The sequence below is a fragment of the Vibrio sp. GLN_1 genome (assembly GCF_043106015.1).
GTDB classification, from domain to species: domain Bacteria; phylum Pseudomonadota; class Gammaproteobacteria; order Enterobacterales; family Vibrionaceae; genus Vibrio; species Vibrio parahaemolyticus.
The window spans coordinates 111,736-135,810 of the sequence record NZ_JBICMD010000016.1 but is presented as its reverse complement, the minus strand read 5'-3'; the positions used below and the strand labels follow the sequence as shown (position 1 = coordinate 135,810).

18 protein-coding genes and 1 pseudogene are annotated in these 24,075 nt (G+C 46.2%); 10 read left to right on the top strand and 9 right to left on the bottom strand.

Annotation, left to right across the window (positions count from 1 at the left end):
* Both glmM and sul2 read right to left on the bottom strand, forming a co-directional pair.
* Positions 1-241, bottom strand: a pseudogene (gene glmM, locus ACF8OV_RS08350) (phosphoglucosamine mutase); the annotation flags it as partial.
* 86 nt (positions 242-327) lie between these two features.
* Positions 328-1,143, bottom strand: coding sequence for a sulfonamide-resistant dihydropteroate synthase Sul2 (sul2, locus tag ACF8OV_RS08345; RefSeq protein WP_001043260.1), 816 nt, complete (start codon positions 1,141-1,143; stop codon positions 328-330).
* 472 nt (positions 1,144-1,615) lie between these two features.
* Between sul2 and ACF8OV_RS08340 the strand changes: the two genes are divergently transcribed.
* The 4 genes from ACF8OV_RS08340 to ACF8OV_RS08325 all read left to right on the top strand — a co-directional run bounded on the left by ACF8OV_RS08340 (position 1,616) and on the right by ACF8OV_RS08325 (position 6,982).
* Complete coding sequence (locus tag ACF8OV_RS08340; RefSeq protein WP_203504924.1) at positions 1,616-3,136, top strand: Na+/H+ antiporter NhaC family protein; 1,521 nt, start codon at positions 1,616-1,618, stop codon at positions 3,134-3,136.
* Positions 3,137-3,350: 214 nt separating this feature from the next.
* Positions 3,351-5,054: a chitinase gene (locus ACF8OV_RS08335; protein WP_005483748.1), complete on the top strand. Its 1,704-nt coding sequence runs from the start codon at positions 3,351-3,353 to the stop codon at positions 5,052-5,054.
* A gap of 171 nt (positions 5,055-5,225) precedes the next feature.
* Positions 5,226-5,816 carry an acetate uptake transporter gene (locus tag ACF8OV_RS08330; RefSeq protein WP_005460258.1) on the top strand — a complete coding sequence of 197 codons (591 nt, stop codon included), beginning with the start codon at positions 5,226-5,228 and terminating at the stop codon, positions 5,814-5,816.
* Positions 5,817-6,001: 185 nt separating this feature from the next.
* A complete protein-coding gene (locus ACF8OV_RS08325; protein WP_203504922.1) occupies positions 6,002-6,982 on the top strand; it encodes an HAD family phosphatase in 981 nt (326 codons plus the stop codon).
* Between the two features lie 104 nt (positions 6,983-7,086).
* Here the strand turns inward: ACF8OV_RS08325 and ACF8OV_RS08320 are convergent, their stop codons facing one another.
* Positions 7,087-8,634, bottom strand: coding sequence for a sodium:alanine symporter family protein (locus tag ACF8OV_RS08320; protein WP_005464242.1), 1,548 nt, complete (start codon positions 8,632-8,634; stop codon positions 7,087-7,089).
* A gap of 304 nt (positions 8,635-8,938) precedes the next feature.
* Positions 8,939-10,195: a D-amino acid dehydrogenase gene (locus tag ACF8OV_RS08315; protein ID WP_025501377.1), complete on the bottom strand. Its 1,257-nt coding sequence runs from the start codon at positions 10,193-10,195 to the stop codon at positions 8,939-8,941.
* A 107-nt stretch (positions 10,196-10,302) separates the two neighbouring features.
* On the opposite strand from ACF8OV_RS08315, the gene ACF8OV_RS08310 reads away from it, so the two are divergent.
* The 3 genes from ACF8OV_RS08310 (at position 10,303) to ACF8OV_RS08300 (ending at position 13,093) form a co-directional block, all read left to right on the top strand.
* Positions 10,303-11,223 carry a LysR substrate-binding domain-containing protein gene (locus ACF8OV_RS08310; protein WP_180800176.1) on the top strand — a complete coding sequence of 307 codons (921 nt, stop codon included), beginning with the start codon at positions 10,303-10,305 and terminating at the stop codon, positions 11,221-11,223.
* 152 nt (positions 11,224-11,375) lie between these two features.
* A complete protein-coding gene (locus tag ACF8OV_RS08305; RefSeq protein ID WP_050498104.1) occupies positions 11,376-11,954 on the top strand; it encodes a DUF6795 domain-containing protein in 579 nt (192 codons plus the stop codon).
* Between the two features lie 2 nt (positions 11,955-11,956).
* Positions 11,957-13,093: a lipase family protein gene (locus ACF8OV_RS08300; protein ID WP_005496308.1), complete on the top strand. Its 1,137-nt coding sequence runs from the start codon at positions 11,957-11,959 to the stop codon at positions 13,091-13,093.
* A gap of 152 nt (positions 13,094-13,245) precedes the next feature.
* Here the strand turns inward: ACF8OV_RS08300 and ACF8OV_RS08295 are convergent, their stop codons facing one another.
* Positions 13,246-14,991, bottom strand: a complete 1,746-nt coding sequence (locus tag ACF8OV_RS08295; RefSeq protein ID WP_029823216.1) for an amidohydrolase — start codon at positions 14,989-14,991, stop codon at positions 13,246-13,248.
* Between the two features lie 289 nt (positions 14,992-15,280).
* Here ACF8OV_RS08295 and ACF8OV_RS08290 point away from each other — a divergent pair, with 289 nt between their 5' ends.
* The 3 genes from ACF8OV_RS08290 to ACF8OV_RS08280 all read left to right on the top strand — a co-directional run bounded on the left by ACF8OV_RS08290 (position 15,281) and on the right by ACF8OV_RS08280 (position 18,919).
* Positions 15,281-16,549, top strand: coding sequence for an O-acetylhomoserine aminocarboxypropyltransferase/cysteine synthase family protein (locus ACF8OV_RS08290; RefSeq protein WP_203504920.1), 1,269 nt, complete (start codon positions 15,281-15,283; stop codon positions 16,547-16,549).
* 208 nt (positions 16,550-16,757) lie between these two features.
* Complete coding sequence (locus ACF8OV_RS08285; RefSeq protein ID WP_025635614.1) at positions 16,758-18,089, top strand: aspartate aminotransferase family protein; 1,332 nt, start codon at positions 16,758-16,760, stop codon at positions 18,087-18,089.
* Positions 18,080-18,919, top strand: a complete 840-nt coding sequence (locus tag ACF8OV_RS08280; RefSeq protein ID WP_025635615.1) for a 3-keto-5-aminohexanoate cleavage protein — start codon at positions 18,080-18,082, stop codon at positions 18,917-18,919. Before ACF8OV_RS08285 ends, ACF8OV_RS08280 begins: the two co-directional genes overlap by 10 nt.
* Positions 18,920-18,994: 75 nt before the next feature.
* Here the strand turns inward: ACF8OV_RS08280 and ACF8OV_RS08275 are convergent, their stop codons facing one another.
* The 4 genes from ACF8OV_RS08275 to ACF8OV_RS08260 form a co-directional block, all read right to left on the bottom strand.
* Positions 18,995-20,362, bottom strand: coding sequence for a Na+/H+ antiporter NhaC family protein (locus ACF8OV_RS08275; protein WP_025635617.1), 1,368 nt, complete (start codon positions 20,360-20,362; stop codon positions 18,995-18,997).
* 166 nt (positions 20,363-20,528) lie between these two features.
* Positions 20,529-21,116, bottom strand: a complete 588-nt coding sequence (locus ACF8OV_RS08270) for a DedA family protein (protein ID WP_031831358.1) — start codon at positions 21,114-21,116, stop codon at positions 20,529-20,531.
* A 222-nt stretch (positions 21,117-21,338) separates the two neighbouring features.
* A complete protein-coding gene (locus tag ACF8OV_RS08265) occupies positions 21,339-22,871 on the bottom strand; it encodes a bifunctional GNAT family N-acetyltransferase/carbon-nitrogen hydrolase family protein (RefSeq protein ID WP_274055981.1) in 1,533 nt (510 codons plus the stop codon).
* Between the two features lie 135 nt (positions 22,872-23,006).
* Positions 23,007-23,897, bottom strand: a complete 891-nt coding sequence (locus tag ACF8OV_RS08260) for a LysR family transcriptional regulator (RefSeq protein ID WP_203504916.1) — start codon at positions 23,895-23,897, stop codon at positions 23,007-23,009.
* Positions 23,898-24,075 lie beyond the last annotated feature (178 nt).

The window sequence follows — 24,075 nt, the reverse complement described above, 5'->3', positions numbered from 1 at the left end:
TCGGCAGCGGGCCAAAAAGGAATACGTCCATGCCCATCGAGGTGAAACCGGCTGTGAGCGCGGGTTCAAGCATATAGCCCGACAGGCGCGTATCCTTGCCGATCACGACACGATGGCGGTGGTCACCGCGACGAAAGACACGGCCAGCCGCCATGCCGACGCGCAAGGCGGTTTCCGCCGTCATCGCGCCTTCGTTGGCTTTGCCACGAATACCGTCTGTGCCGAAATATTTGCGCACCATAAGGTCGATTATCCTGTCGTCGGGTCGCCCTCAAAGGGGACATGCCTGCTGAACCGCGAATATAGAGAAATATCCCGAATGTGCAGTTAACGAATTCTTGCGGTTTCTTTCAGCGCCGCCAATACCGCCAGCCCGTCGCGCAAGGGGCGCGGCTCGTGTGTGCGGATGAAGTCAGCTCCACCTGCGGCGGCGGCAAGCTCTGCAGCGAGTGTCGCGGCCCCGACATCCCCCGGACCACGGCCTGTGAGCGCGCGCAGAAAGGATTTGCGCGAAACAGACAGAAGCACCGGCAAATCGAAGCGCAGCCGCAATTCATCGAACCGCGCCAGCACCGAGAGCGAGGTTTCGGGAGCAGCCCCCAGAAAAAACCCCATGCCGGGATCAAGGACAAGGCGGTTGCGTTTGATACCGGCACCCGTCAGCGCCGCGATGCGCGCGTCAAAGAACGCCGCAATGTGATCCATGATGTCGCCAGCGGGTGCCTCGCGCCGATCTGCCTGCCCGTCTTGCACCGAATGCATAACGACGAGTTTGGCAGATGATTTCGCCAATTGCGGATAGAACGCAGCGTCTGGAAAACCGCGAATATCATTGAGATAGGCCACACCACGCGACAAGGCATAGGCTTGCGTCGCGGGTTGATAACTGTCGAGCGAGACGGGAATGCCATCTGCCTTGAGCGCGTCCAGCACCGGCGCGATACGCGCGATTTCTGTGTCGGACGAAACAGGCGCGGCGTCGGGATTGCTGGATGCCGGACCGAGGTCGATCACATCTGCCCCCTCGGCCATCAGCTTACGCGCCTGCGCAATGGCTGCGTCTGGCGCCAGATACCGGCCTCCATCGGAGAAACTGTCCGAGGTTATGTTGACGATGCCGAAAATGATGAGCGATTTATTCATGGGGGCTTCTATAATAATAATAATCGAGCATGAGTCTCATACGGATGCTCGGGTCGAAAGGGAATCCCCAGGCGAGTAACCTGTTTGCGGTGATCCATTAGCTGCAGGAGCAGAATAGCATACATCTGGAAGCAAAGCCAGGAAAGCGGCCTATGGAGCTGTGCGGCAGCGCTCAGTAGGCAATTTTTCAAAATATTGTTAAGCCTTTTCTGAGCATGGTATTTTTCATGGTATTACCAATTAGCAGGAAAATAAGCCATTGAATATAAAAGATAAAAATGTCTTGTTTACAATAGAGTGGGAATAATTTTCCTCTAGATTGTTGAGTTTACAAGAACCAGCCTCCGGGCTGGTTTTTTTGTACTTCAAATTTGTGAAGAGGTGGCTCAACTTTTTCGTGAGAAATATATACACACGTCCAAATTAAATATATATTCATTTTTATTGTTTAAATATTGAAGATGGTATTGCTATGGAACAGGCTGACGTTACCTCTCTCATTCCCATCCTTATTACTCTTTTCCTCGCGCTGACTACGAGAAATGTCGTCGTTGGTTTGTTCGCCGGGGTGGTCAGTGGCGTCGCCATGCTTGAAGGCACCTTTGTTGAAAAAGGACCACTAGACTCGTTTAGTGCGTTGATGAAAAGCTATCTACTGCCGCAACTTACGGATAGCTACAACGCTGGTGTGATTTTGTTATTAGTGTTTATTGGTGGTTTCGTAGCTTTAATGGAAAAGTCCGGCGGCGGTGTCGCCTTTGCTAAAAAGGTTACCCAATGGGTGGCGAGTAAATGCCAAGCTCAACTATCAGCATGGTTCGGTGGTGTCGTTATTTTCTTCTCAGACCTTGGTACACCACTGATTGTTGGCCCTGTTTTTCGCCCTTTATTTGATAAGTTAAAAGTATCACGCCAAAAATTAGCTTTCATTATCGATTCTACTTCCTCTCCCGTCGCAATCTTGATTCCTTTTATCGGGTGGGGCGTTTACATCATGGGATTGATTCAAAAAGAGTTTACTGCCCTGAATGTCAGTATGAGTGACTGGGATGCTTTCATTGGCGCGATCCCGTATCAGTTTTATGCCTTTCTTGCGATCGCGATTGTGCCGATTGTCTCTTTCTTCAAGTTAGATTTTGGACCGATGGCGAAGGCTGAGCAGTTAGCAGAACAGGGTTCCGACTTTGGGAAAGTGCAGGAGTCGATGAATGTGTTTACGCATAAAAATGCAAAATCCAGTTTTGTGTGGGCACCTTTGCTCGTTATGCTGGTGGTTCTATGTACCATCCTGGTGCCACACGGTTTTCCATTTCAAAAAGTGGCAGGCTCAACGTTTAGGGCTGCACTCTCTTCGGCGTACTTCTTCGCTGCCTTCACTCTAATTGCGCTGATGGCGTTTTATGGCGTCAGAAAGCTTTCCGATGGTATCCAAGTGTACCTCAAAGGCATGTCAAACATGATGTCTGTCGCGGTTATCTTGGTATTGGCTTGGGCGCTTAGCTCTGTTGGGAAAGAATTAGGTGCAGCTGCATATATTGCTGAACAAGCTCAAGCCGGTTTCCCGTATTGGCTATTGCCAGCCGTTGCTTTTTTGCTTGCCGGTATTATCTCGTTTGCTACGGGATCATCTTGGGGCACGTTCGCCATCATGATGCCATTAGTGATCCCAACGGCCGTTGCGATTGATGCTCCTTTGCTAGTTTGCATTGGTGCCGTGTTATCTGGCGGTTTATTTGGTGATCACTGTTCTCCAATCTCTGAAACCACGATTCTGTCGTCAACAGGAGCAGGGTGTGAACAGTATGAGCACTTCCGTACACAGTTGCCTTACGCGGTGTTGAATGGCGTGATTGCACTTGGGTGCTTTCTTTTGGCAGGCGTTGCCGCCTCACCAGTGATTGTACTTGCGGCGATTGTCGCTCAGTTCGCTATTTACTATGTGCTATCAAAACAGAAGCTAACCGAGCAACTTGAGTCTGTTTCAGCAGAGTAATAGAGATAGAAATATCATCAAACGGAGGCGTAGTCAGCCTCCGCTTTTCTTTTGAGTCAAGGTAACATTTTTCTTGTGACAAAATGTGTGCAAGGACTTATTTATTCATTTTGTCTCGCAGAATGAACTCACTTCGCTCGGCGTTTTTTATATATGATCCACTATATGTCTAGTTATTCCTTGTATATTATATTGTTAAACCCGGAGACTAGACATGTTTGCACTCAAACATCTTCCTATTGCATTGAGTTGTGTCCTAGCGGCACAAGCGAATGCAAGTATGAATATCCAGCCTGATCCGCAAAATCCGAATGGTTATGTCATTGCTCGTGGTGACGTTCAAGCTATGGAGCAAAGCAAAACCTCTGACCCTATGTATGCCATTTGGTCACAAGCACTAGAAACGCGTCCTAACTCAGTCGTTGAAGCGATTGTTCCTGGAGCGGCAACCAACCCAGAAAACGTGAAGCGTGTAGAGCGTGTGTTCCCTGAAAGTGAGTGGGACTTCCTGACTCAAATGGCAGCACCAGAATACACTTACACGCGTTTCCTACGTGCGATTGGTAAATTCCCAGCATTTTGTGGTGAGTACACTGATGGCCGTGATTCGGATGCGATTTGTAAAAAATCGATCGTGACAGCCTTTGCTCACTTTGCGCAGGAAACCGGTGGTCATATTTCGATTGATAACGTATCGGATAATCCTCTTGGATTGGAAGAGTGGCAGCAAGCTTTGGTTCACGTACGTGAAATGGGCTGGTCAGAAGGTCAAGAAGGTTACACGACAGGTTGTGGTCAGAATGACTGGCAAAACAAACGTTGGCCATGTGAACCGGGACAAGGTTACTTTGGACGTGGTGCTAAACAGCTTTCTTACCACTTTAACTATGGCGCGTTCTCTGAAGTGATGTTTGATGGTGATGCATCTGTATTGCTGAAAAATCCAGGTTTGGTTGCGGATTCGTGGCTGAACTTGGCATCGGCCATCTGGTTCTTCCTAACCCCACAAGCACCTAAACCAGCAATGCTACATGTAATTGACCGTACTTGGGTTCCTTCACAACGTGAACTTGATGCAGGCATTGGTTACGGCTTCGGTACCACTATCAACGTGATCAATGGTGGTATTGAGTGTGGTGAGCAAAACAAGGATAAAGGTCAGCCTGTTAACCGTATCCGTTACTGGGAAGGTTTGGCGGCACACTACCAAATTCCAATTGAAGCTGACGAGAAGAACACTTGTTGGCAGCAAACGCCTTACGGCAGCCTAAACCTAAATGGCGCAACTGACGTGCTTTACACGAACTGGGATGGTAACTGGAAATACTACTCAGATCGCCCTGGAGGCCATTCGTTTGAATGTGAGTTGGTTGGTTTCCAAACGGCTTACTCTGCGCTAGTTGCGGGTGATTACGAGAAGTGTGTAACTAACTTCTACCAATCTCATGCGGGTTGGCCTGAAGTTCGTGTGGTTGACAAGTTAGACCCTGTAGATCCGGTCGATCCACCTGTCGGTGGCGTGGCAGCTTGGGATTCAGGCAAAGTCTACAACACTGGTGATCAAGTTTCTTACCAAGGTGCTGTTTACGAAGCGAAATGGTGGTCACAAGGTAATGAGCCAACGAAAGGAGACCCTTGGAAGTTGGTTTCAGGCACTCCTACGGAGCCGCCAACAACTGAACCTGAACCACCTGTGACTGAACCAGAACCGCCAGTCACAGAACCAGAGCCTCCGGTCACTGAGCCAGTACCACCAGTAACAGGTAACTTCATTCAGTGGGAACCAGGCGTAACTCAAGTGGCCAACGGTGATAAAGTGACGTACCAAAACAAATGCTTTGTCGCAAAAAACGGCCCTGGAGTGTGGGAAAGCCCAACGCAGAGCAACTGGTTCTGGGATGAGATTTCCTGCCAATAAATAATTTAACTCTTTATAAAGGCTCTGCTTTTTAGCAGGGTCTTTTTTTATTTGTGCTGTTGCTTATTTGTGGAATCTAAGTTTTCAATAACGGCTTTTCTCTTTTTATTGGGTGTCCATTAAAATTCGCGCGCATTTTTTATCAACATTTTTGAAAAAAGGTATTTGTACATGTCGACAAAACTGGCTAACCCAGCACCGCTAGGTCTGATGGGTTTCGGTATGACCACTATTCTGCTGAACATTCATAACGCAGGATTTTTCCCACTTGACTCTATGATTCTAGCGATGGGCATCTTTTACGGTGGCCTTAGCCAAGTAATCGTTGGCATCATGTGCTTTAAACGCGGCGACACGTTCGGCACAACTGCGTTTACTTCTTACGGTCTATTTTGGCTAACATTGGTTGGTTTAATCGTAATGCCTCACATGGGTCTTCCTGCAAGCCCAGCAAGCTTTATGGGTTGGTACCTAGCACTTTGGGGTATCTTCACTGGTTTCATGTTCATTGGTTCTCTATGTTACCCAACAGCGAAGCAGGTGGTATTTGGTTCTCTAACTATCCTGTTCTTCTTACTTGCTGCTCGTGATTTCACTGGTAGCGAAGTTATCGGTGCTATCGCTGGCTTCGAAGGTATCTTCTGTGGCGCAAGCGCAATTTACTTCGCAATGGCGCAAGTGCTAAACAACGAATTTGGTCGTGAAGTTCTACCTGTAGGTAAAGCAAAAATCGCTCGTAAAGTTGAAGCAGTCGCAGCTTAAGCGTTAAATCGAACTCATTGAAAAAGCGGGCCAATAGGTCCGCTTTTTTATTTCATTGAATTTTATGAATCTTTTTGGCTTTCAAGTAGGAATATTCCGAATAAAACATTGTTGTGACCAAGAGCGAATTTTTTCTTCGAGAATGCTCCATTATTAAACATCCCTATATAAAGAGTTTACAACTGATGAAAAATTACCTCTTGAATGTTTTTACGCTCGCTGTCGCGGTGATTTCATTTCCGATTTTGGCGCAAAATAGTGACCCATTGCCTTCGTGGAACGACGGTCAAACCAAACAAGCAATTATCCAATTTGTCAGTGATGTTACTGACGGTAACTCTCCCAATTTTGTTGCTCCTCAAGATCGTATTGCCACTTTTGATAACGACGGAACGTTATGGTCAGAAAAGCCGATGTACTTCCAAATCTTGTTTATGCTCGACCAAATTAAAGAGCAAGCGGCTAGCCACCCTGATTGGAAGACGACTAAACCATACTCACTGGTGTTAAGCGGGCAGATAGATAAGCTGAGCTTAGAAGATGTTCTAACTATGGTGCAAAAAACGCATTCAGGAATGAGCAGCGATGAGTTCACTTCTATTGTACAGGCTTGGATAAGTACGGCTAAGCACCCCGTAACGGGCCGCCCATACACCGACATGGTGTATCAACCAATGTTAGAACTGTTGGATTATCTTGATAGCAATGGCTTTAAAAACTTCATTGTGTCTGGTGGTGGCAATGCCTTTATGCGAGCTTGGGCGACGGATGTCTACAACATCCCATCCGAGCGTATCATTGGTACTCGTCTATCTACAGAGTTCGTTAATGTTGATGGTAGTTACCAAGTTAAGCGCGTACCGGGCATTGAAGTGAATAACGACAAAGCGGAAAAACCGCAGCAAATTTATCAGCACATTGGTAAGCGCCCAATAGCTTCGTTTGGCAACTCAGATGGTGACCTACAAATGCTGCAATGGACGACGTCAGGTACTGGTCCTCGTTTAGCAATGTACGTTCATCACACGGATGACCAACGTGAGTGGAAATATGACCGCACCTCTAGCATTGGTAAGCTAGATAAAGGATTGGATGAAGCGAAAGCGAAAGGTTGGTTAATCGCTGATATGAAAAACGATTGGAAGCAAGTGTATCCGACCAAGTAAGATTTCAAATCTGACTGATATAAAAAGGGGTTAACCGCTGGTTAACCCCTTTGTTGTGTCCGAAGAACGGACCACTGCTTTTTCTTATTTTTAAGGAAAGAAACTTAGGTCGAAGGCTGTTCTACCGTGTCTGTTGCGGTAGTTTCAGTCGTTGGCGCTTGACCCGTTTTACGTTTGTATTTCTCTTCCCAGTAATCTGCCCCTTTGATACCTAGCGCAACTGGGTTGAACGTAAACTCTGTGACACCTTGCTTCTGTTGTTCTTCGTAGTCGGTCAGCGCTTTCAGAGCAGGCTTCGACATAAAGAAGATGATCAAGATACCCACGATGTTCAGCCAAGCCATCAAACCTACGCCAACATCACCCATCGCCCATGCTAAGTTTGCGGTTTTTACTGTACCGTAAAACACGGCTGAGATAAGCACCAGTTTTAAGATAAACATCAGACCGTTCACTTTAAAGGTACGGCGAATGTAGGCAATGTTTGTTTCTGCGATGTAGTAGTAAGCCAAGATCGTGGTGAATGCGAAGAAGAACAGTGCAACAGCGATGAACGGTTTACCAACTCCAGGCAGAGCACTTTCAATCGCCATTTGCGTGAATACTGGACCATTGGCCCCAATATCGGCTGGTAGGTTTTGCACAAGGAATGCACCTTCAACCGCACCGTGTACGTTGTACGCCCCTGTGATAAGAATCATAAACGCAGTTGCCGAACATACTAGTAGTGTATCGATGTAGATTGAGAATGATTGAACCAGACCTTGCTGTGCAGGATGATCAACGCTTGCTGCTGCTGCTGCGTGAGGGCCGGTACCTTGGCCTGCTTCATTTGAGTAAACACCACGTTTAACACCCCAACCAATGGCAGCACCAACACCAGCCATAGGAGTGAACGCGTCTCCTAGGATCATGCCGATAATGCGTGGGATTTCACCGATGTTTAGAAGAATGATAACGAAAGCGGTGATGATGTACGCCAATGCCATGAATGGCACAACGATCTGAGTGAAGTTCGCAATACGCTTTACGCCACCAAAGATGATGAAGGCAAGAATGACACAGACAACCGTACCAGTGAAAATTTTAGCAAAACTGAAGGTACCAATAGCGGTTTCGATCATGTCACCAGAGCCAAATGCTGCTTCTACCGCGTTACCAATACTGTTGGATTGAACGCCAGGAAGTAGCACACCACACGCAAAGATGGTCGAGATAGCAAAGATCCATGCGTACCATTTTTGCCCCATTGCTTTTTCGATGTAGTAAGCAGGACCGCCACGGAATTCACCTTCATCTTCTTCTTTGTAGATTTGAGCGAGAGTGGATTCTGCATATGCTGTTGCTGCGCCAAAGAAGGCAACAACCCACATCCAGAATACGGCGCCAGGGCCACCAAACCCGATAGCCGCAGCAACACCGGCAATGTTACCTGTACCTACACGGCCAGATAGCGAAACGGCAAGCGCCTGAAATGATGAGATCCCTTTGGTTGAACTTTTGCCCGAAAGTAGCAAGCGCCACATCTCAAAGAAATGACGAATCTGCACAAAGCGTGTCATGATCGAATAGAACAAACCCGCCCCAAGACACAGGTAGATCAGTACTGGGCTCCAGATAATTCCATTCAGAAAATCAACTAATGACTGCATGAGTATTTTCCCTGTTAGTTGTGTTTGTGGTTATTTTTCAAACAACACATTACCCTTTTTGTAATGCAATTGTTAACTTTTTTGTCTATAAATCGTTTATAGCGTGATGGTGGGCACAGAATGGCTTGGTGTTGTTAAAATTTGGTTCTAGTTGATTATTGTGCGCAATTAGATGGGGAATTTATTGATTTGATTAAATATGCAGCACGTTGTCATTTTAATGTGCTGCATATTCGATGAGTTAAAAATGCTAACTACTATGCAGTATGTGGAATAAAGGTCTGTTTGATTTTTGTGCGATTATTTACGCGTAACGAAGTAAGTTGAGCTCTGAGTTCTCCATGATTTTGGCTTTTTCACCTGTCATGATATTGGCCAATAAGTGCCCTGAACCACATGCCATTGTCCACCCTAACGTCCCATGCCCAGTATTAGTAAAGAGGTTGTCGTATGGCGTTGCACCTATGATTGGTGTGCCATCTGGCGTCATTGGGCGAAATCCTGTCCAGAATTCTGCTTGGCTGAAATCACCGCCGCGAGGGAACAAATCGCGAACCACCATCTCAATCGTGTTTTTGCGCTTTTGTGGCAAGGATGGGTCGAAACCTGCAAGCTCAGCGGTGCCAGCCACTCGTATGCGGTCATCAAATCGAGTCATAGCGACTTTGTAAGTCTCATCCATGACGGTAGAGCGCGGTGCGTATTCTTCATTTTCTATCGGTAGCGTCAGTGAATATCCTTTAACCGGATACACTGGGATATCAATATCGAGCTGCTTTAAAAGCGCTGTGGAAAAGCTACCAGAAGCAACGACAAATTGGTCTGCCTTAAACAAACCATGGTTCGTTTGGACACCTATGATCTTTTTGCCTACAGTAACCCAATTACTCACTTCGGTATTGAATTTAAACGTGACACCATGCGCTTTCGCAAGTTCTGTCAGCTGTTGGCAAAACTGAAAGCAGTCACCTGTTTCATCATCAGGCAAATACAACCCGCCTACGATTTTATCTTTGACCAGCGCTAAACCGGGTTCTTGTCGAAGGCACTGTTCAACGTCCATCAACTCAAATCGAGTACCACTTTGCTCAAGCAGCTTGAGGTCTTTTTCGATTGCGGTTAACTGTTGAGTTGTGCGAAACACTTGCAAGGTACCAAACTGGCGTCCTTGGTATTCAATCGCGTGCTCATTACGTAATTGTTCCAAGCAAGTTCGGCTGTGGTTGGCGATAGACAGCATGCGAGCTTTGTTGATTTGATAGCGAGGCAAGGTGCAGTTCGCAACCATCTTGCTTGCCCAACTGATCATGTCTGTGCTTAGCGACGGCTTTATTTTTAGTGGAGCGTGTTCTTCCATCAGCCATTTGATCGCCTTGAGCGGGATACCCGGAGCTGCCCATGGGGATGAGTAGCCATAAGAAATTTGTCCTGCATTGGCAAAGCTTGTTTCCATCGCGCTGCTTGGTTGGCGATCGATGACCGTGACTTGATAGCCTGCTTGAGATAAATACCAAGCAGAGGTTAAACCGATAACACCGCTGCCTAATACGATGACTTCCATTGAGGTACTCCACACATTTATCAGTAGCGGTTAGTTTCTTTTCTTTACCTTTTATTAACAATCGATATAAATTACATACAGCGTTTAGAAAAACTATAGGCTTAGTGATGAGAAGTAACGTGATAAGTGGTTTATGGTTGTTTAACCAAGTGGCGTCACATGCCAGTTTTACGGGCGCTGCTAAGCATCTACACCTTACGACAGGGGCTGTAAGCCAACAAATAATCCACTTAGAAGAGTCGTTAGGTTTTACTCTTTTTGAACGCCACTCTCGAGGGATCCGCCTCACCGAAAAGGGAATACAACTGCAACAAGCCACGCAGTTGCATTTCTCTGAGTTAGGCAAGTTGCTTGATGATCTGAGAGTAGAAAAGCATATCAATGAGGTTCGCTTGAAGCTCACTCCCTCATTCGCCTTTAAGTGGCTAGTGCCTAAACTCGAAAGCTTTCAACTAGAGAACCCAGAAATACAAGTGCAGATCTTTGCGGAAGGAGCGCTAGTCAACAGCGATTTGAAAGACTATGACGTCGCCATTGACTACGGCCTTCACCCTTATCGAGACCATGATGCCGAGTTGATTCTCGATGAAAAATTGCTGCCAGTGATGAGCCCTAAATACCTTGAGGATCATCGGTGGCTAAAAACTCCTTTTGGTGATCAAACATCGTCTATGTCTGCGAATCAATGGCAAGCGGCTACGTTGTTGCACGACGCGATGCCGTGGGAAAAAGCGACACGTGACTATGAGTGGTTGTATTGGGCTTCGGCAATGGGATTCGATTTTAAAACCGATGTCGGTCACTTTTTCAATCGAACAGACATGGCGATGTCTGCGGCGGAAGCTGGAGTCGGGATCGCGATGGCACGCATGGCGTTGATTGAGGATGAATTGACGACGAAACGTTTGGTTTCTCCATTCGCCCCCATTCCTGCCAATGCTGGGTATTACTTGATCATGAATACAAGAAGCCAGTCAACTGAGCGATTTAGAGAGTGGCTTTTGAAGCAGATTGAGTCACGACGATGATTTAAGTGTTTAAGAAATAATAAAAATAAATGTCTTAATTACATATTATCTTGAGCCACTTCCCACAAATTATCTTCACTTTATTAACTTCTCTCTCTCACTCATCTTTTTCCATATCATCCTAGAAAATAACTAATGGATAGAGAAAGGCTATGGCTAAAAAAAACTCGCTTGTATTGGTCCTAGCTCTATTTTCGGTAGGAGCAAGTGCAATGTTTTGGCCGTTTAAAAAATACGATGTGGAAATGTCACCAGAAGTACGTGGTGTTATTAAGCTTGATGGTAAACCACAAGTTGGGCTAACGGTTCATCGAGAACTTTTTTATGAAGGATATAAAAAAGGAAAAACGCTAAAAGATGAAGCCCAAACCAATGAACTAGGTGAGTTTTTCTTTCCTGGAGTTACTGTTCGGTCGCGAGCTCCCGGAGACATATTTGGCGGGAGTTTGAACGTACATCAAAAAATTTATCTCAATTGGCAGGGTGATCAAAAGAAAGTTTGGGGTGTTTGGGTGCCACCAGATGGAAGAAAACCATTGCTTTCAATGCTCTCGGATATTAATTGTGAGTTAACCAATATCGAGCGTATTCATGAAGTGGAGATCGCTCCCGAAAAAGGTTTACCTATATCTGTTTACTCGATTTGTGATTGGAGCAACGACAAAGTCACCACTTATTTGTACGACGAAGACTCTGATACTTACATTGCAAAAAAGGATATAGTTGATTAGTTATGAGTGAAATTTCTCCAAAACAGGCCAGTTATTTGGCGTTAGCTGCTTACTCCATAAAGCAGAATTTAGAGGATTTAGAAGTTCCCCTTGCTCTTCGCAATGACTTCTCTTTCAAGGACATGATTACAGGTACAAGTGGTGGTTTTTTCTTTCGTCCTGAAACCGGGTTTGCTCTGCTAGGAAAGGGAAAAAGTGAGCGTTATAAAAATGACCTTGTCTTAGCTTTTAGAGGTACAGCTGGATTAGCTGATGGGATTACTGACTTGACGTGTAGTGGGAAAGGAACAGATACCGGAGAGACCGTCCATTCGGGATTCCAAACTACGTTCTATTCTATGAGAAAAGGTCTAACTCGTTTTCTTCGTGATAATCCGGTAACCGCTAACGGTACTATACATTGTGTTGGACACAGTTTAGGTGGTGCATTAGCGACTCTGGTTGCTAATTGGATTTCTGCTTCTCCAGAGTTTAAAGGCAGAGTTAACTTATATACTTTTGGCTCACCAAGAGTCGGAATGAAATCTTTTTCGATCAACTCATCATCTCGAATATCGACGCACTTCCGTTGTGTCAATGGTGCGGACCCCGTAACAAAAGCGCCAGTATGGCCTTTTTATCATGTGCCTTATGATGGTTCGGAGTACATATTGAATCGTGCTCAAGGTCTTTTTCCTAGCGCACATTTTATGGCGGAGTACAGTTCTTATACACAGACTGCAACCTGGGATAGCCTTGGCTTTCAAAAGGCAAGCTCCACTTTTAAACGCGTAGTTTTAAACTATGAGAATCGACTTCAAGCCACACCTTCTGCTGATTGGGCAGATAAAATCTCGGCAGCGCTCCTTACGTTGTTAGTGGATGGTGGGGCTGCGGCGTCAGTCTTTGCCCTGCAAAATGTAGGTTCTGCTATTGCTACTATATATGACGCGATTGCTCGTTCAATCGTCAAAATTTCAGAACTCTCTAGCGAATTTTCTGAACGCGTAAAAGGTTTACTTGGCCACATGTTGGTATTTGCGGGGAAAGGTGCAAATATCGCGATCAAATTTACTTATTCCTTTATTCGTTGGGTGTTTGAATTGGTGCTAAGTAAGTTGAATCAGGCTGTTAAAGCTGCCCTCAAAACGACCTTCTGATTTTGATTAATCCACCTTTGCTTAGGTGTGGTTTATTCTTAAATACGAAAAGTTTCCTACTTGGTTAGCGAAGCTAGTGGCGAGCAAATAGATAGTGCTTGGTGAGTCAGATAGAAAACACCGCCTCGATAACGGCGGTGTTTTATTTTGGATTACTGTCGTTGATAAACCGATTGACCTCTGCTGATGGTTTCTTCCACGTTTAGGTCTTTTAGCGCCTTAGGTTCAATCTTCATCGGGTTGTTATCGAGGATGATTAAATCCGCATTCTTACCTACTTCGATAGAACCTTTATACGACTCCTCAAAGTGTTGGTAAGCTGGCCAAATGGTCATGGCTTGCAGCGCGGTGTACGTGTCAACGCGCTGATCTGCACCCAGTACTTTATCAGTTCTGGTGGTGCGATTGACGGTCGCATCCAATACTCGGAATGAACTTGGCAGCGCCACAGGTGCGTCATGGTGAGTACTGAACTTTAACCCTGCCTTTCTCACCGCTTGAGTTGGTGAAATGAAATCGGCACGAGGATGGCCGAGCACCGAGTCTACATGCCAGTCACCCCAATAAAAAGTATGCATTGGGAATAGAGAAGGGAAGATGCCTTGCGCCGCTAAGCGATCCACTTGGTCTTGGCGCATGGTTTGGCCGTGAATGAGTACAGGTCGGCGGTCTTGTTTTCCTAGCTTTTCATTTGCTTTGGTCACTGCATTAATAAATTGCTCGATCGCTGCGTCACCATTGGCATGCGTCAGCACTTGCCATTCATTTTTAAAGGCCGTTTCTACGTAATCGTAAGCTTGTTGATCTTCAAAGGTTGGGTAGCCAGCGTAGTCTTTATCTTGTCCATGTGGCGGGTGGAAGTAAGGCTGACTTAGCCATGCCGTTTTACCTTGTGGAGAGCCATCAAAGTTCAGCTTTACGCCACCGATGCGGAAATGGTTTGTGTACTCTGGCGTGTTGTATTCCGAGTCCATAAAATCACTGCTCGATACCATATCGGCGTACGCAACCAAGTCGATCATCAGCTTGTCGTTTTTCGACGCGCGTTTCATCGCTTCATAACCTTCTGATGTTGCTCGTCCTTCTTGAGCTGTGGTATAGCCATATTTCGCGTACATACCTTGTGAGGCTTCTAACATGCGATCTTGAAGTTCAGAATCAATCAACTTATTGAGGTTGAACAGCATTGCAAAGTGCGCGTTTTCTTCTAGGACACCATTTGGTTCTTGGCTGTTTTCCATTCGGCGGATAATGCCACCTTTTGGATCTTCCGATTCTGATGTGATGCCTGCTAGCTCTAAGGCTTTACTGTTTGCGACACTCAAATGCCCCGAAGTATGGATGATCAATACAGGCTTATCTGTGCTGACTTTATCGAGATCCGCTTTGGTAGGGTAGTAATCCAGTTGGGCGTCGTCGTAACCAAAACCTAAAATCCATCCGGTTTTCTCAATGAATAGGCGTTGCGTATTATTGTTCTCGGCATTTTTCAGAGTTTCGATGATTTTCGCAACGGTATCGGCTTCGCCATCAGGAGATGGCAGCACGTTTGCGACCATGGCTTGCAGACCAACACCATACACATGACTGTGCGGATCAACAAAGCCAGGCAACATAGTTTTGCCTTTTAAGTCGACCAACTGTGTTTTACCGAACTTGTGTTCCATCGCTCCATCTTTGCTGCCGACATAAATGATTTTCTCGCCTAATGTCGCGACGGCTTCGGCGTACTCTGGCTTATCGCCAGACATAGTTAGGATGTCGCCACCATAATAAATTTTGTCTGCGGCGGTTACTTTGAGTGGCTCGGCGACGGCTTCTACTTCTTTCGCTTCTTCAGAAAAACACCCCGTTAAAGCAAGCCCAGATAGGGCAATGGGGATCCAGTTTTTGTTCATCGGTCATCTCCATACAGAGTAAGTTTTTTGCCTATTGCTCCCATCTCAATGAGTTTGAGAACTCAATAGGTCACATTCACTTTAGTTCATATTGAAGGAGGATTATCAACAAGATTAAAGACTTTCAATCAAGCGCAAGTTATACCTATCGATGAATATCAAAAATGTTACCTTTTCCCATTTCATAAACGTTTCTGGGCTTGGGCAATGTGACCCATAACGAGGTTCTGTGGTTAAAAAGTCGGCATGATAAGTCCACGATTTATCTCGATGACGCTCAAGGAAGAACATGAAAGACGAAACGCTATCCATCCATTTTGGTTACGAAACTGACCCTACCACTAAATCTGTCGCGACGCCGATTTATCAAACGGTCGCGTACGAGTTTGATAACGCGCAGCACGGCGCTGATCTGTTTAACTTGGAAGTGCCGGGTAATATCTACACTCGCATCATGAATCCGACTAATGATGTTCTGGAAAAACGCATGGCGGCGTTAGAAGGCGGCATTGCTGGATTGGTCGTGAGTGCGGGGAGTGCAGCGATTAACTATGCGATTCTGACCTTAGCGCAAGCAGGCGATAACATCGTTTCTACGCCGCAACTTTATGGCGGTACTTACACCTTGTTTGCGCACATGCTGCCAAATCAAGGTATTCAAGTGAAGTTTGCCAAAGATGACAAGCCAGAAAGTTTGGCCGAGTTAATTGATGAAAATACCAAAGCGGTGTACTGCGAGAGCATTGGTAACCCTGCGGGTAATATCATTGATTTAGAACGTGTGGCGGAGCTTGCTCACGCACAAGGCGTGCCTGTGATTGTGGATAACACTGTCGCGACGCCAGTGCTGTGCAAACCCATCGAGTTCGGTGCGGATATCGTAGTTCACTCTCTCACTAAATACGTTGGTGGGCATGGCACCACATTGGGTGGCGTGATTGTGGATTCCGGTAAATTCCCTTGGGCGCAGCACAAAGACCGTTTTCCTGTTTTCAACCAACCAGAACCTTCTTACCACGGCGTGGTGTATACCGAAGCGTTTGGTGAGGCGGCATTTATCGGGCGCGCGCGTACCGTACCATTGCGTAATGCCGGTTCGGCATTATCACCGATGAATGCATTTATGCTTATGCAAGGGCTAGAAACGTTACCGCTGCGTATGGAACGCCATACCGATAATGCACTCAAAGTGGCTGAATTCTTGGAACAGCATGACAAAGTCAGTTGGGTGAGTTACGCCGGCTTGCCAAGTTCAGCACACTTCAACCTCGCCGAAAAATACATGAAAGGTAAGCCTTCTGCGATTTTGTCGTTTGGCTTAAAAGACGGTTATGAAGCCGGAGTGCGCTTTTATGACGCTCTGAAAATCTTTAAGCGTTTGGTGAACATTGGCGATGCAAAATCATTGGCTTGTCATCCAGCATCGACGACTCATCGTCAGTTGAGCGAAGCAGAACAAAAACAAGCTGGTGTGTCACCAGAGATGATTCGTTTATCTGTGGGTATTGAGCATATTGACGATATCCTAGCCGATTTAGAACAGGCACTAAACGCGTAAAACGATTCTTTTTTTAGCTTTTGGTTACCCATAGGCCAGCCTTTAAAAAAGCTGGCCTTTATTTGTTTTACTGTTTAAATATCAAAGGCTTTATTGTTTTTGGGTTGTGGTATTCCAAAAGCTCATGGTGGGTGAAATTTATTCCCTTGTCGCGTTTGGGTTTGTTCCTGATGATATGTGCAAATCTTATACATTGGAAGGGACTCAAATGTCTTACGTATTTCACCGTCATTGCCATGCCACGCTGCCAATCATCGATAAAGGTGAAGGTGTTTATCTATTCGATAAACAAGGAAAACAGTATCTCGATGCTTGTGGTGGCGCTGCGGTATCAAACCTTGGCCATAGTCATCAAGCCGTTAAAAAAGCCATGTTGGAACAGCTCGAGAGAGTGCCGTTTGCTCATACTGGATTTTTTACTAGTGACAGCAGTGAGCGACTAGCGGAATTGATTTGTCAGCATATGCCTGAGCAGTTCAACCATGTGTATTTAGTCAGTGGCGGATCAGAGGCGGTGGAGTCGGCACTAAAAATGGCGCGGCAGTATTTTGTAGAATCAGGTAAGCCAGAGAAAAAGCAATTCATCGCGCGTCAGCAAAGTTATCACGGCAATACGTTGGGAGCTCTGGCGGTCGGTGGTAATGAATGGCGACGTGAACCGTTCAAACCTATCTTGCATCCGAGTCATCACATTGCCCCTTGCTATGCTTATCGTTATCAGCAGAGTCATGAGTCGGAATTGGATTACTCATTGCGAGCGGCGAATGAACTAGAGGCAAAAATTCTTGAGTTGGGGGCTGAGAATGTAATGGCTTTTGTCGCCGAGCCTATTGTGGGAGCCACCGCTGGAGCTGTGCCTGCAACTCAAGGTTACTTCAAACGTATTCGCGAAATATGCGACCAATACGATGTGTTATTGATCTTGGATGAAGTCATGTGTGGCGTTGGGCGAAGTGGCAGTTTTTTTGCGTTTGAGCAAGAAGAGGCAGAGCCCGATCTGGTTTGTATGGCTAAAGGGCTTGGTGCGGGTTATCAACCTATTGGCGCGGTGGTTGCTAATGATCGAGTCTATCAAGCTATTGCCGATGGAAACGGTTTTTTCCAACACGGTCATACCTTTATGGCGCACCCTATGGCGTGCGCTGCCGCCGTGGCAACAATTGAAACCATCTTCCAAGATGACTTATTAACGGCGGTGAATCGGCAAAGTGTTTTGCTGCGTAATGAGCTTACTTCTGCATTGGCCCATTTACCGTACATTGGCGACATTCGTGGTAAAGGCTTGTTTGTTGGCATTGAGCTGGTGGCGGATAAAGAAAGCAAGTCGCCTCTGAGTAAAGCCACATTGGCAGACAAACGCATCAAACAGCGAGCAATGGAAAATGGCTTAATGTGCTATCCAATGGGCGGGACGATTGATGGCGTTAATGGGCACCATATTTTGCTCGCACCGCCATTCATTATTCAGTCTCATCATATTGATGAACTAGTCGGTAAACTCTCACTGACGTTAAAAGAGGTGGCGGAGACATGGAAGTAGCAAACCAATATTTGCGAGAACCTATCGCCATTATCGTGGCCCCAAACGGTGCTAGAAAAACTAAGCACGATCACGCCAACTTACCCATGACAAAAGACGAACTGGTTGCAGAGGCTATCGCTTGTCAAACGGCAGGGGCTGCCATGATCCATTTGCATGCTAGAGATGCCAACGAACGTCATTCATTAGACATCGACGACAACATGGAAATTTACCATGCCGTGAAAGAAGCGGTGGGAGAAACCATGATGGTTCAGCTCACCACAGAGGCAGTGGGTTTATATTCTCCGCCACAACAGCGGGCGTTAGTCAAAGCTGTGAAACCTGAAGCTGCTTCTTTCGCATTGAGGGAGTTAATCCCCGATCGCGCAAGTGAGAAAGAAGGGCATGCCTTTTTCCATTGGTTGGCAGAGAACAGCATCGTGAGCCAAATTATTCTCTACGATACAACCGACATTGAACGTTATTTCCAACTACGCGATGCGGGCGTGTTACCTAAAACGCATCAGCATGCATTAGTGGTGTTAGGGCGTTATCACCAAGCTCAACAGTCTTCGCCATGGGATTTACGAGGTTTGAATTTTGTGCGTTTTGTCGAGGAAGAAATTCGATGTGCCATTTGTGCTTTTGGCGCGCGAGAGCAAGACTGTTTAGCGAGTGCGATATTACTTGGATTCGATGTGAGAGTTGGGTTTGAGAATAACCACTTCGATGTGGCAGGCGAATTAGCAATCAGTAACGCGGCTCAGGTGGAAGCTCTACGCGATGTGGCGCATTGCTTCGCGATTCCTTTACGCAGTGCGCAAAGTTTGCGTTCAGTTTTAAAGTGAATCTGTTTGAAGCAAGGAAAATAAAGAAGAACGGAAAGCAAAAAGGCTCCATCGGAGCCTTTTCGGTATTTGTCGTTAGTTTTCGGTTTGTACTGCGGGTTGGCGTGCTGGGTGTTTGATAAACACCGCCACAATGGCTGCAATTGCCAGCGCGAAACAGTAGTAAGAGTTGGCAACCACTTCTAATGGAGAAAGGTTAAATACTGAGCCTAGCAACAATACTTGCGCGCCGTAAGGCAAAATGCCTTGTACCACGCACGAGAAAATATCCAACAAGCTTGCTGAGCGACGAGGAGAGACATTGTTCTCTTCCGCCAACTGACGCGCTACGCTACCTGATACGATGATAGCGACCGTATTATTTGCCGTGCAACCATTCACCATAGAAACCAAGCCCGCGATACCTAGCTCACTTGCGCGGCTGTTCGCGTGTTTTGAATGGCTAGAGCCAAACGCATGGATCATGCTGCTCACTAAGTTGGTTAGGAAAGCAAGACCGCCTTGACGACGCATCAACTCACTCAGACCACCAATCAGCATCGATAGTAGGAAGATTTCCTGCATGTTGCCAAAACCGCTGTACACGTCTTGCGCTAGGTTCGTTAGACCGTAGTCGTCAATCGAAACCAAGCTTACGCAACCCGCCAGTAAAATACCGATAGTCAGCACAACAAATACGTTAAGCCCTGAAACCGCCAAAATCAAAATGGTGACGTACGGTAGCACTTTTAACCATTCAATTGGGCCTGTCTCTGGCACTTGAGTCGCAGTGCTGTTGAACGCAAAAATACCCATAGCAACCAGTGCTGCGGGCAGTGCAATGCGGATGTTCTCTTTGAACTTGTCCTTCATTTCACAGCCCTGAGAGCGCGTTGCCGCGATGGTGGTGTCAGAGATGATAGAAAGGTTATCACCAAACATCGCGCCGCTGAGCACAACACCAGCGGTTAATGGCAAGCTCATACCTGCAGATTGAGCAATGCCCAAAGCCACAGGTGCAACGGCAGCGATGGTGCCCATCGAAGTGCCCATCGCTGTCGCAATGAAGGCTGAGATCATGAAAATACCAGGCAGAATCATGCTGGTCGGAATGGCAGATAGACCTAAGTTTACGGTAGCATCGACACCGCCAGAAGCCTTTGCAACGGCAGCAAACGCACCTGCTAACAAGTAGATCATGCACATTGCGATGATGTCTTGATGACCAACACCACGCATAAAATGTTCGATAGAGCGGTTAAGTTTCTCTTTGCTGAGAAGAAACGCAATGATGATGGCTGGTAATACCGCAATTGGTGCTGGCAGCTGGTAGAAGGCAAATTCAACGCCTTGCAAAGATAAGTACGTGCCTACGCCAATAAATAGCGCAAGGAATACGATCAATGGGATCAGTGCGACCGCAGACGGTGCAACTGTTTTAGTAGTTTGTTGGGAACCGGACATGTAAACGACAAAGATAATAATAAGAGAAGTGAGCAGACTAATCTCACCGACTTTTATTGTCAACGTCTAGACGTCTAAATGGCTGCGTAATTTTTGTATTTGGATGAAAGAAAAAAGCTCATGGCATCTATCTTACTGATACCATGAGCCTTTATTGAAAGTGCATTTATAGCGACGATTTTGCTTTTTTTCGCTTGAGTAAGCCTAGGAGCATCAATGCGAACACAACCGCGGCGCTCGCCCAGATTGCGTATTTGTAGTGGCTATATAAATGGCTGAGTGCGCTGAGGTGCTCAAATGCAAAATGCGTAAGTAAACTGAACACCAAAACCCAAATGGTGGCAGCGAGTGCGTTGCCGAGTAAAAACTCTCTGCGTGGCATTTTTGCTATCCCACATGCCAGAGGCATAAATTGCTTCATCCCCTCAATAAATCGGCTGACCACCAAACAAGCAGGGCCATATTTTTGAATGGTGATTTGGAGTTTCTGCATTTTAGGGCCAGAGATGTAACCTTTTTTATCTAGCCATCCTTCAAAGTAGTAGCCAAGCAAGTAGCCACAAGTATTGCCTAAAAAGCAGCTGAGCCAAGATATAACCATAACCATAGTCAGATTCATGACTTGTTCTGAGGCCAGAATTGACGCTGCGATCATCAGAGATTGCCCGGGCATGGGAATGCCAATACCTTCAAAAAAGATGCTAACAATAAGCGCAAGGTAGCCGTACTGCTCCAGCAGAGGCTTCATGGAGATGAGTAAAGCGTTAATGTGTTCCAAATGCTTTCCTCTAATAAAATCGGAAGGAAATGGGAGTGATACTCCTGTTGTTTTCTCTGGTCAATTCTTGTTTCTCATTCCCGAGAAAAACTGACACACCTCTGATAATTGTGTTTACCTGATGCGCTGTTGCGCTGGATTCCGCTCGCCGTTTGGTTCGCGACGGCGAGCGGTCATTACCATGGCTTGGGTCTCAGGCTACTCTTTTGGTGCTGTGAACGCACCGTACAAATCGAGGCGTCGATGGCGCAAGTTCGTTACCGAGCCTTCGGTGTTGAGCTGTTTCAGCTTGGTTAAGTCAACATCGGCAAAGATGATCATTTCCGTATTTGCACTGGCTTCCGTCAATGTGGCGTCGTGGGGGAAATAAATGTCTGAAGGTGAGAACACCGCTGATTGAGCATATTGAATGTCCACGTTGTCCACGCGCGGTAAGTTGCCGACACTGCCGCCAATCGCCACATAACACTCGTTTTCGATCGCGCGAGATTGAGAACAGATCCGCACACGTTGATAGCCGTTTTTGGTATCGGTCCAGAATGGCACAAAAATAATTTGCGCACCTTGTTCGGCGAGCATACGACCTAACTCAGGGAACTCGCTGTCGTAACAAATCAGAATGCCGACCTTACCAGCATCGGTTTCGAACACTTGTACATTATCACCGCCATCAATTACCCAGTCTTTTTGTTCGTGTGGCGTGATGTGGATTTTGTACTGAGCGTTAATTTCACCATCGCGTTGCAGTAAGTAAGCAACGTTGTAGAGCTTGCCATCTTCGATGAGCGGCATACTGCCAGCAATGATATTGATGTTGTAAGTGACCGCCATTTGCGAGAAACGGTTTTTGATCTCTTCTGTAAAGCTAGCAAGAAAGCGAATAGCTTCAACCGAGTTTTGATCGTTTTGCAATCCCATCAACGGAGCGTTGAAGAACTCGGGAAACAAAGCGAAGTCGGCTTTGTAGTTGGCCAGAGAGGAGATAAAAAACTCGGCTTGATCGAGCAAGTCTTCCAAATCGTTCATCGCGCGCATTTGCCATTGCACCACGCCAATACGAATCAAGGTTTTCTCAATGTCGTGAACGGATTGAATGTCTTCCTCGTAGAAAAAATTATCCCACTCTAGCAACGTGGCGTAGCCTTTTGAGGCGTTATCTTCTGGCAAATAGCCACGCATGATGCGTTTAACATCAAAGTCATTCGCAAGCTGGAAGGAGAGGATCGGGTCGTGCAATTCACGGCGTTTTACTTTGTCGATGTACTCTGCAACGCTTAGTTCGTTCGCGTATTGGTGGTAATTCGGAATGCGGCCACCGGCTAGTATTGCTTTAAAGTTTTTGCTGCGGCACAACTCTTTGCGCGCGTCGTAAAGACGTCGGCCCAAGCGAAGCCCACGGTAATCAGGGTGAACAAACACATCTAGGCCATACATGGCATCGCCTGTCACTTGGTTCTGAATGACGTTATTTTCGGTGATGATGTCAGTGTACAGGTGAGGAAGTGAAAATCGGTTGTAGTCCACTTTGATCGTCAGCGCAGCGCCGACAATTTTGCCGTTATCCTCAATACAGATTTGTCCATCGGGAAACTGATGAATGAGATCCATGATGGTCAGGCGCGGCCATGAGCCGCCCACATCAGGAAAAACGAGGTCCATTAATTCCGCGAGCTCTGGGTAATCGGTCGGCTCAATGGTACGTAAAGAGAGTCTTGGCGTGTTGCTGTCCATATCCTACTATCCATTTATCCTTTTCAAATAGTATGGATGAGAATGCCACAAATTTAACCATACTTACATTTGAGGCGCGGTAGGTGATAGGCTCTGCACAATCTTCATATTTATACTGGTTTCATATCGGTAGCTTTATGTATGATGGGTAAGTTTGTCTTTTAACCAGTCATGAAAAAGTGCCACTTTTCTTGACGTTAACCGGAAGTTTGGGACCATCACATAATAGCCATAGCCGCTGTGAAGCTTTAGATTCTCAATATGTTGGATGTCACCACGCAAAATAGAAAATTGCGCCATAAAATCGGGCAGCAAAGCCAAGCCCTTCTCCATTCTCACGGCTTCACACGCCAAATAAAAATGCTCAAACCCGACGGAGTGATAGGTGATTGGGCACTCTAAATCGTTCTCCTGTTTGAATTGCTCCCACAGCTGCGGGCGAGTCGTTTGCGGAATAAATGGGTAATGGCTGATAGCTTGGTTGTCTGACAGTTTTGGTAGGTTGGTGTTGCCAATCAGCAACAAGGTTTCCTCACATAAGAGCTGGCTATATTCATAATGAGTAGAAAGAGGCAAACACCGCACATGCAGATCACTTTCGCCATGAATGTTTTTAACTGCGCCATCTCCGGTACGAATTTTCACGCGAATATTTGGATGGCGCTGGTGGAAATCATCGATATTTGGCACCAGCCAAAGACTGGCAAACGAGGGTGTGACATCGACAACCAACAGTTCTTGATCAGTATTGGTCTGAATTAGGCTGGCGGTTGCATGCTGAATGAGCTCCAGAGCTTCTGTTATTTGGGGCAAATAGCGCTTTCCTTCCTCTGTTAGCTCCACGCCGTTTAACCCTCGATGAATGAGAGGAAGCCCAACGAGTTGCTCTAAAGATGCCATCTGTTTACTGACCGCTCCTTGTGTTACGCATAGGTCATCGGCGGCTTTAGAAAAGCTGAGATAGTTAGCCACAGCAACAAAAGTCCTCAACGCACGAATGGAAGGGTACTCACTGCCTTTTATCATTCTTTCAATTCCATTGAATTTGCTTAGGCACAGAGTAGAGGATTTGTGCTTTTAAGCAAAGCAAGGCACGACGGATGTGTGATTGGCTTCCTTTCTAATAAACACGCAACGCGATATTTCAATGACTATTTAACAACTCAAGAATATTCACGCTGTGTATTTTTATTTTGAAAAAACT

Bases quoted from the DNA above. Each gene is read 5' to 3' on its own strand.
- ACF8OV_RS08260 (WP_203504916.1), bottom strand. From the start codon at position 23,897: ATGATAAAAGGCAGTGAGTACCCTTCCATTCGTGCGTTGAGGACTTTT.
- ACF8OV_RS08330 (WP_005460258.1), top strand. From the start codon at position 5,226: ATGTCGACAAAACTGGCTAACCCAGCACCGCTAGGTCTGATGGGTTTC.
- ACF8OV_RS08315 (WP_025501377.1), bottom strand. From the start codon at position 10,195: ATGGAAGTCATCGTATTAGGCAGCGGTGTTATCGGTTTAACCTCTGCT.
- ACF8OV_RS08325 (WP_203504922.1), top strand. From the start codon at position 6,002: ATGAAAAATTACCTCTTGAATGTTTTTACGCTCGCTGTCGCGGTGATT.
- ACF8OV_RS08340 (WP_203504924.1), top strand. From the start codon at position 1,616: ATGGAACAGGCTGACGTTACCTCTCTCATTCCCATCCTTATTACTCTT.
- ACF8OV_RS08290 (WP_203504920.1), top strand. From the start codon at position 15,281: ATGAAAGACGAAACGCTATCCATCCATTTTGGTTACGAAACTGACCCT.
- ACF8OV_RS08265 (WP_274055981.1), bottom strand. From the start codon at position 22,871: ATGGACAGCAACACGCCAAGACTCTCTTTACGTACCATTGAGCCGACC.
- sul2 (WP_001043260.1), bottom strand. From the start codon at position 1,143: ATGAATAAATCGCTCATCATTTTCGGCATCGTCAACATAACCTCGGAC.
- ACF8OV_RS08310 (WP_180800176.1), top strand. From the start codon at position 10,303: ATGAGAAGTAACGTGATAAGTGGTTTATGGTTGTTTAACCAAGTGGCG.
- ACF8OV_RS08335 (WP_005483748.1), top strand. From the start codon at position 3,351: ATGTTTGCACTCAAACATCTTCCTATTGCATTGAGTTGTGTCCTAGCG.
- ACF8OV_RS08280 (WP_025635615.1), top strand. From the start codon at position 18,080: ATGGAAGTAGCAAACCAATATTTGCGAGAACCTATCGCCATTATCGTG.
- ACF8OV_RS08305 (WP_050498104.1), top strand. From the start codon at position 11,376: ATGGCTAAAAAAAACTCGCTTGTATTGGTCCTAGCTCTATTTTCGGTA.
- ACF8OV_RS08300 (WP_005496308.1), top strand. From the start codon at position 11,957: ATGAGTGAAATTTCTCCAAAACAGGCCAGTTATTTGGCGTTAGCTGCT.
- ACF8OV_RS08275 (WP_025635617.1), bottom strand. From the start codon at position 20,362: ATGTCCGGTTCCCAACAAACTACTAAAACAGTTGCACCGTCTGCGGTC.
- ACF8OV_RS08285 (WP_025635614.1), top strand. From the start codon at position 16,758: ATGTCTTACGTATTTCACCGTCATTGCCATGCCACGCTGCCAATCATC.
- ACF8OV_RS08295 (WP_029823216.1), bottom strand. From the start codon at position 14,991: ATGAACAAAAACTGGATCCCCATTGCCCTATCTGGGCTTGCTTTAACG.
- ACF8OV_RS08320 (WP_005464242.1), bottom strand. From the start codon at position 8,634: ATGCAGTCATTAGTTGATTTTCTGAATGGAATTATCTGGAGCCCAGTA.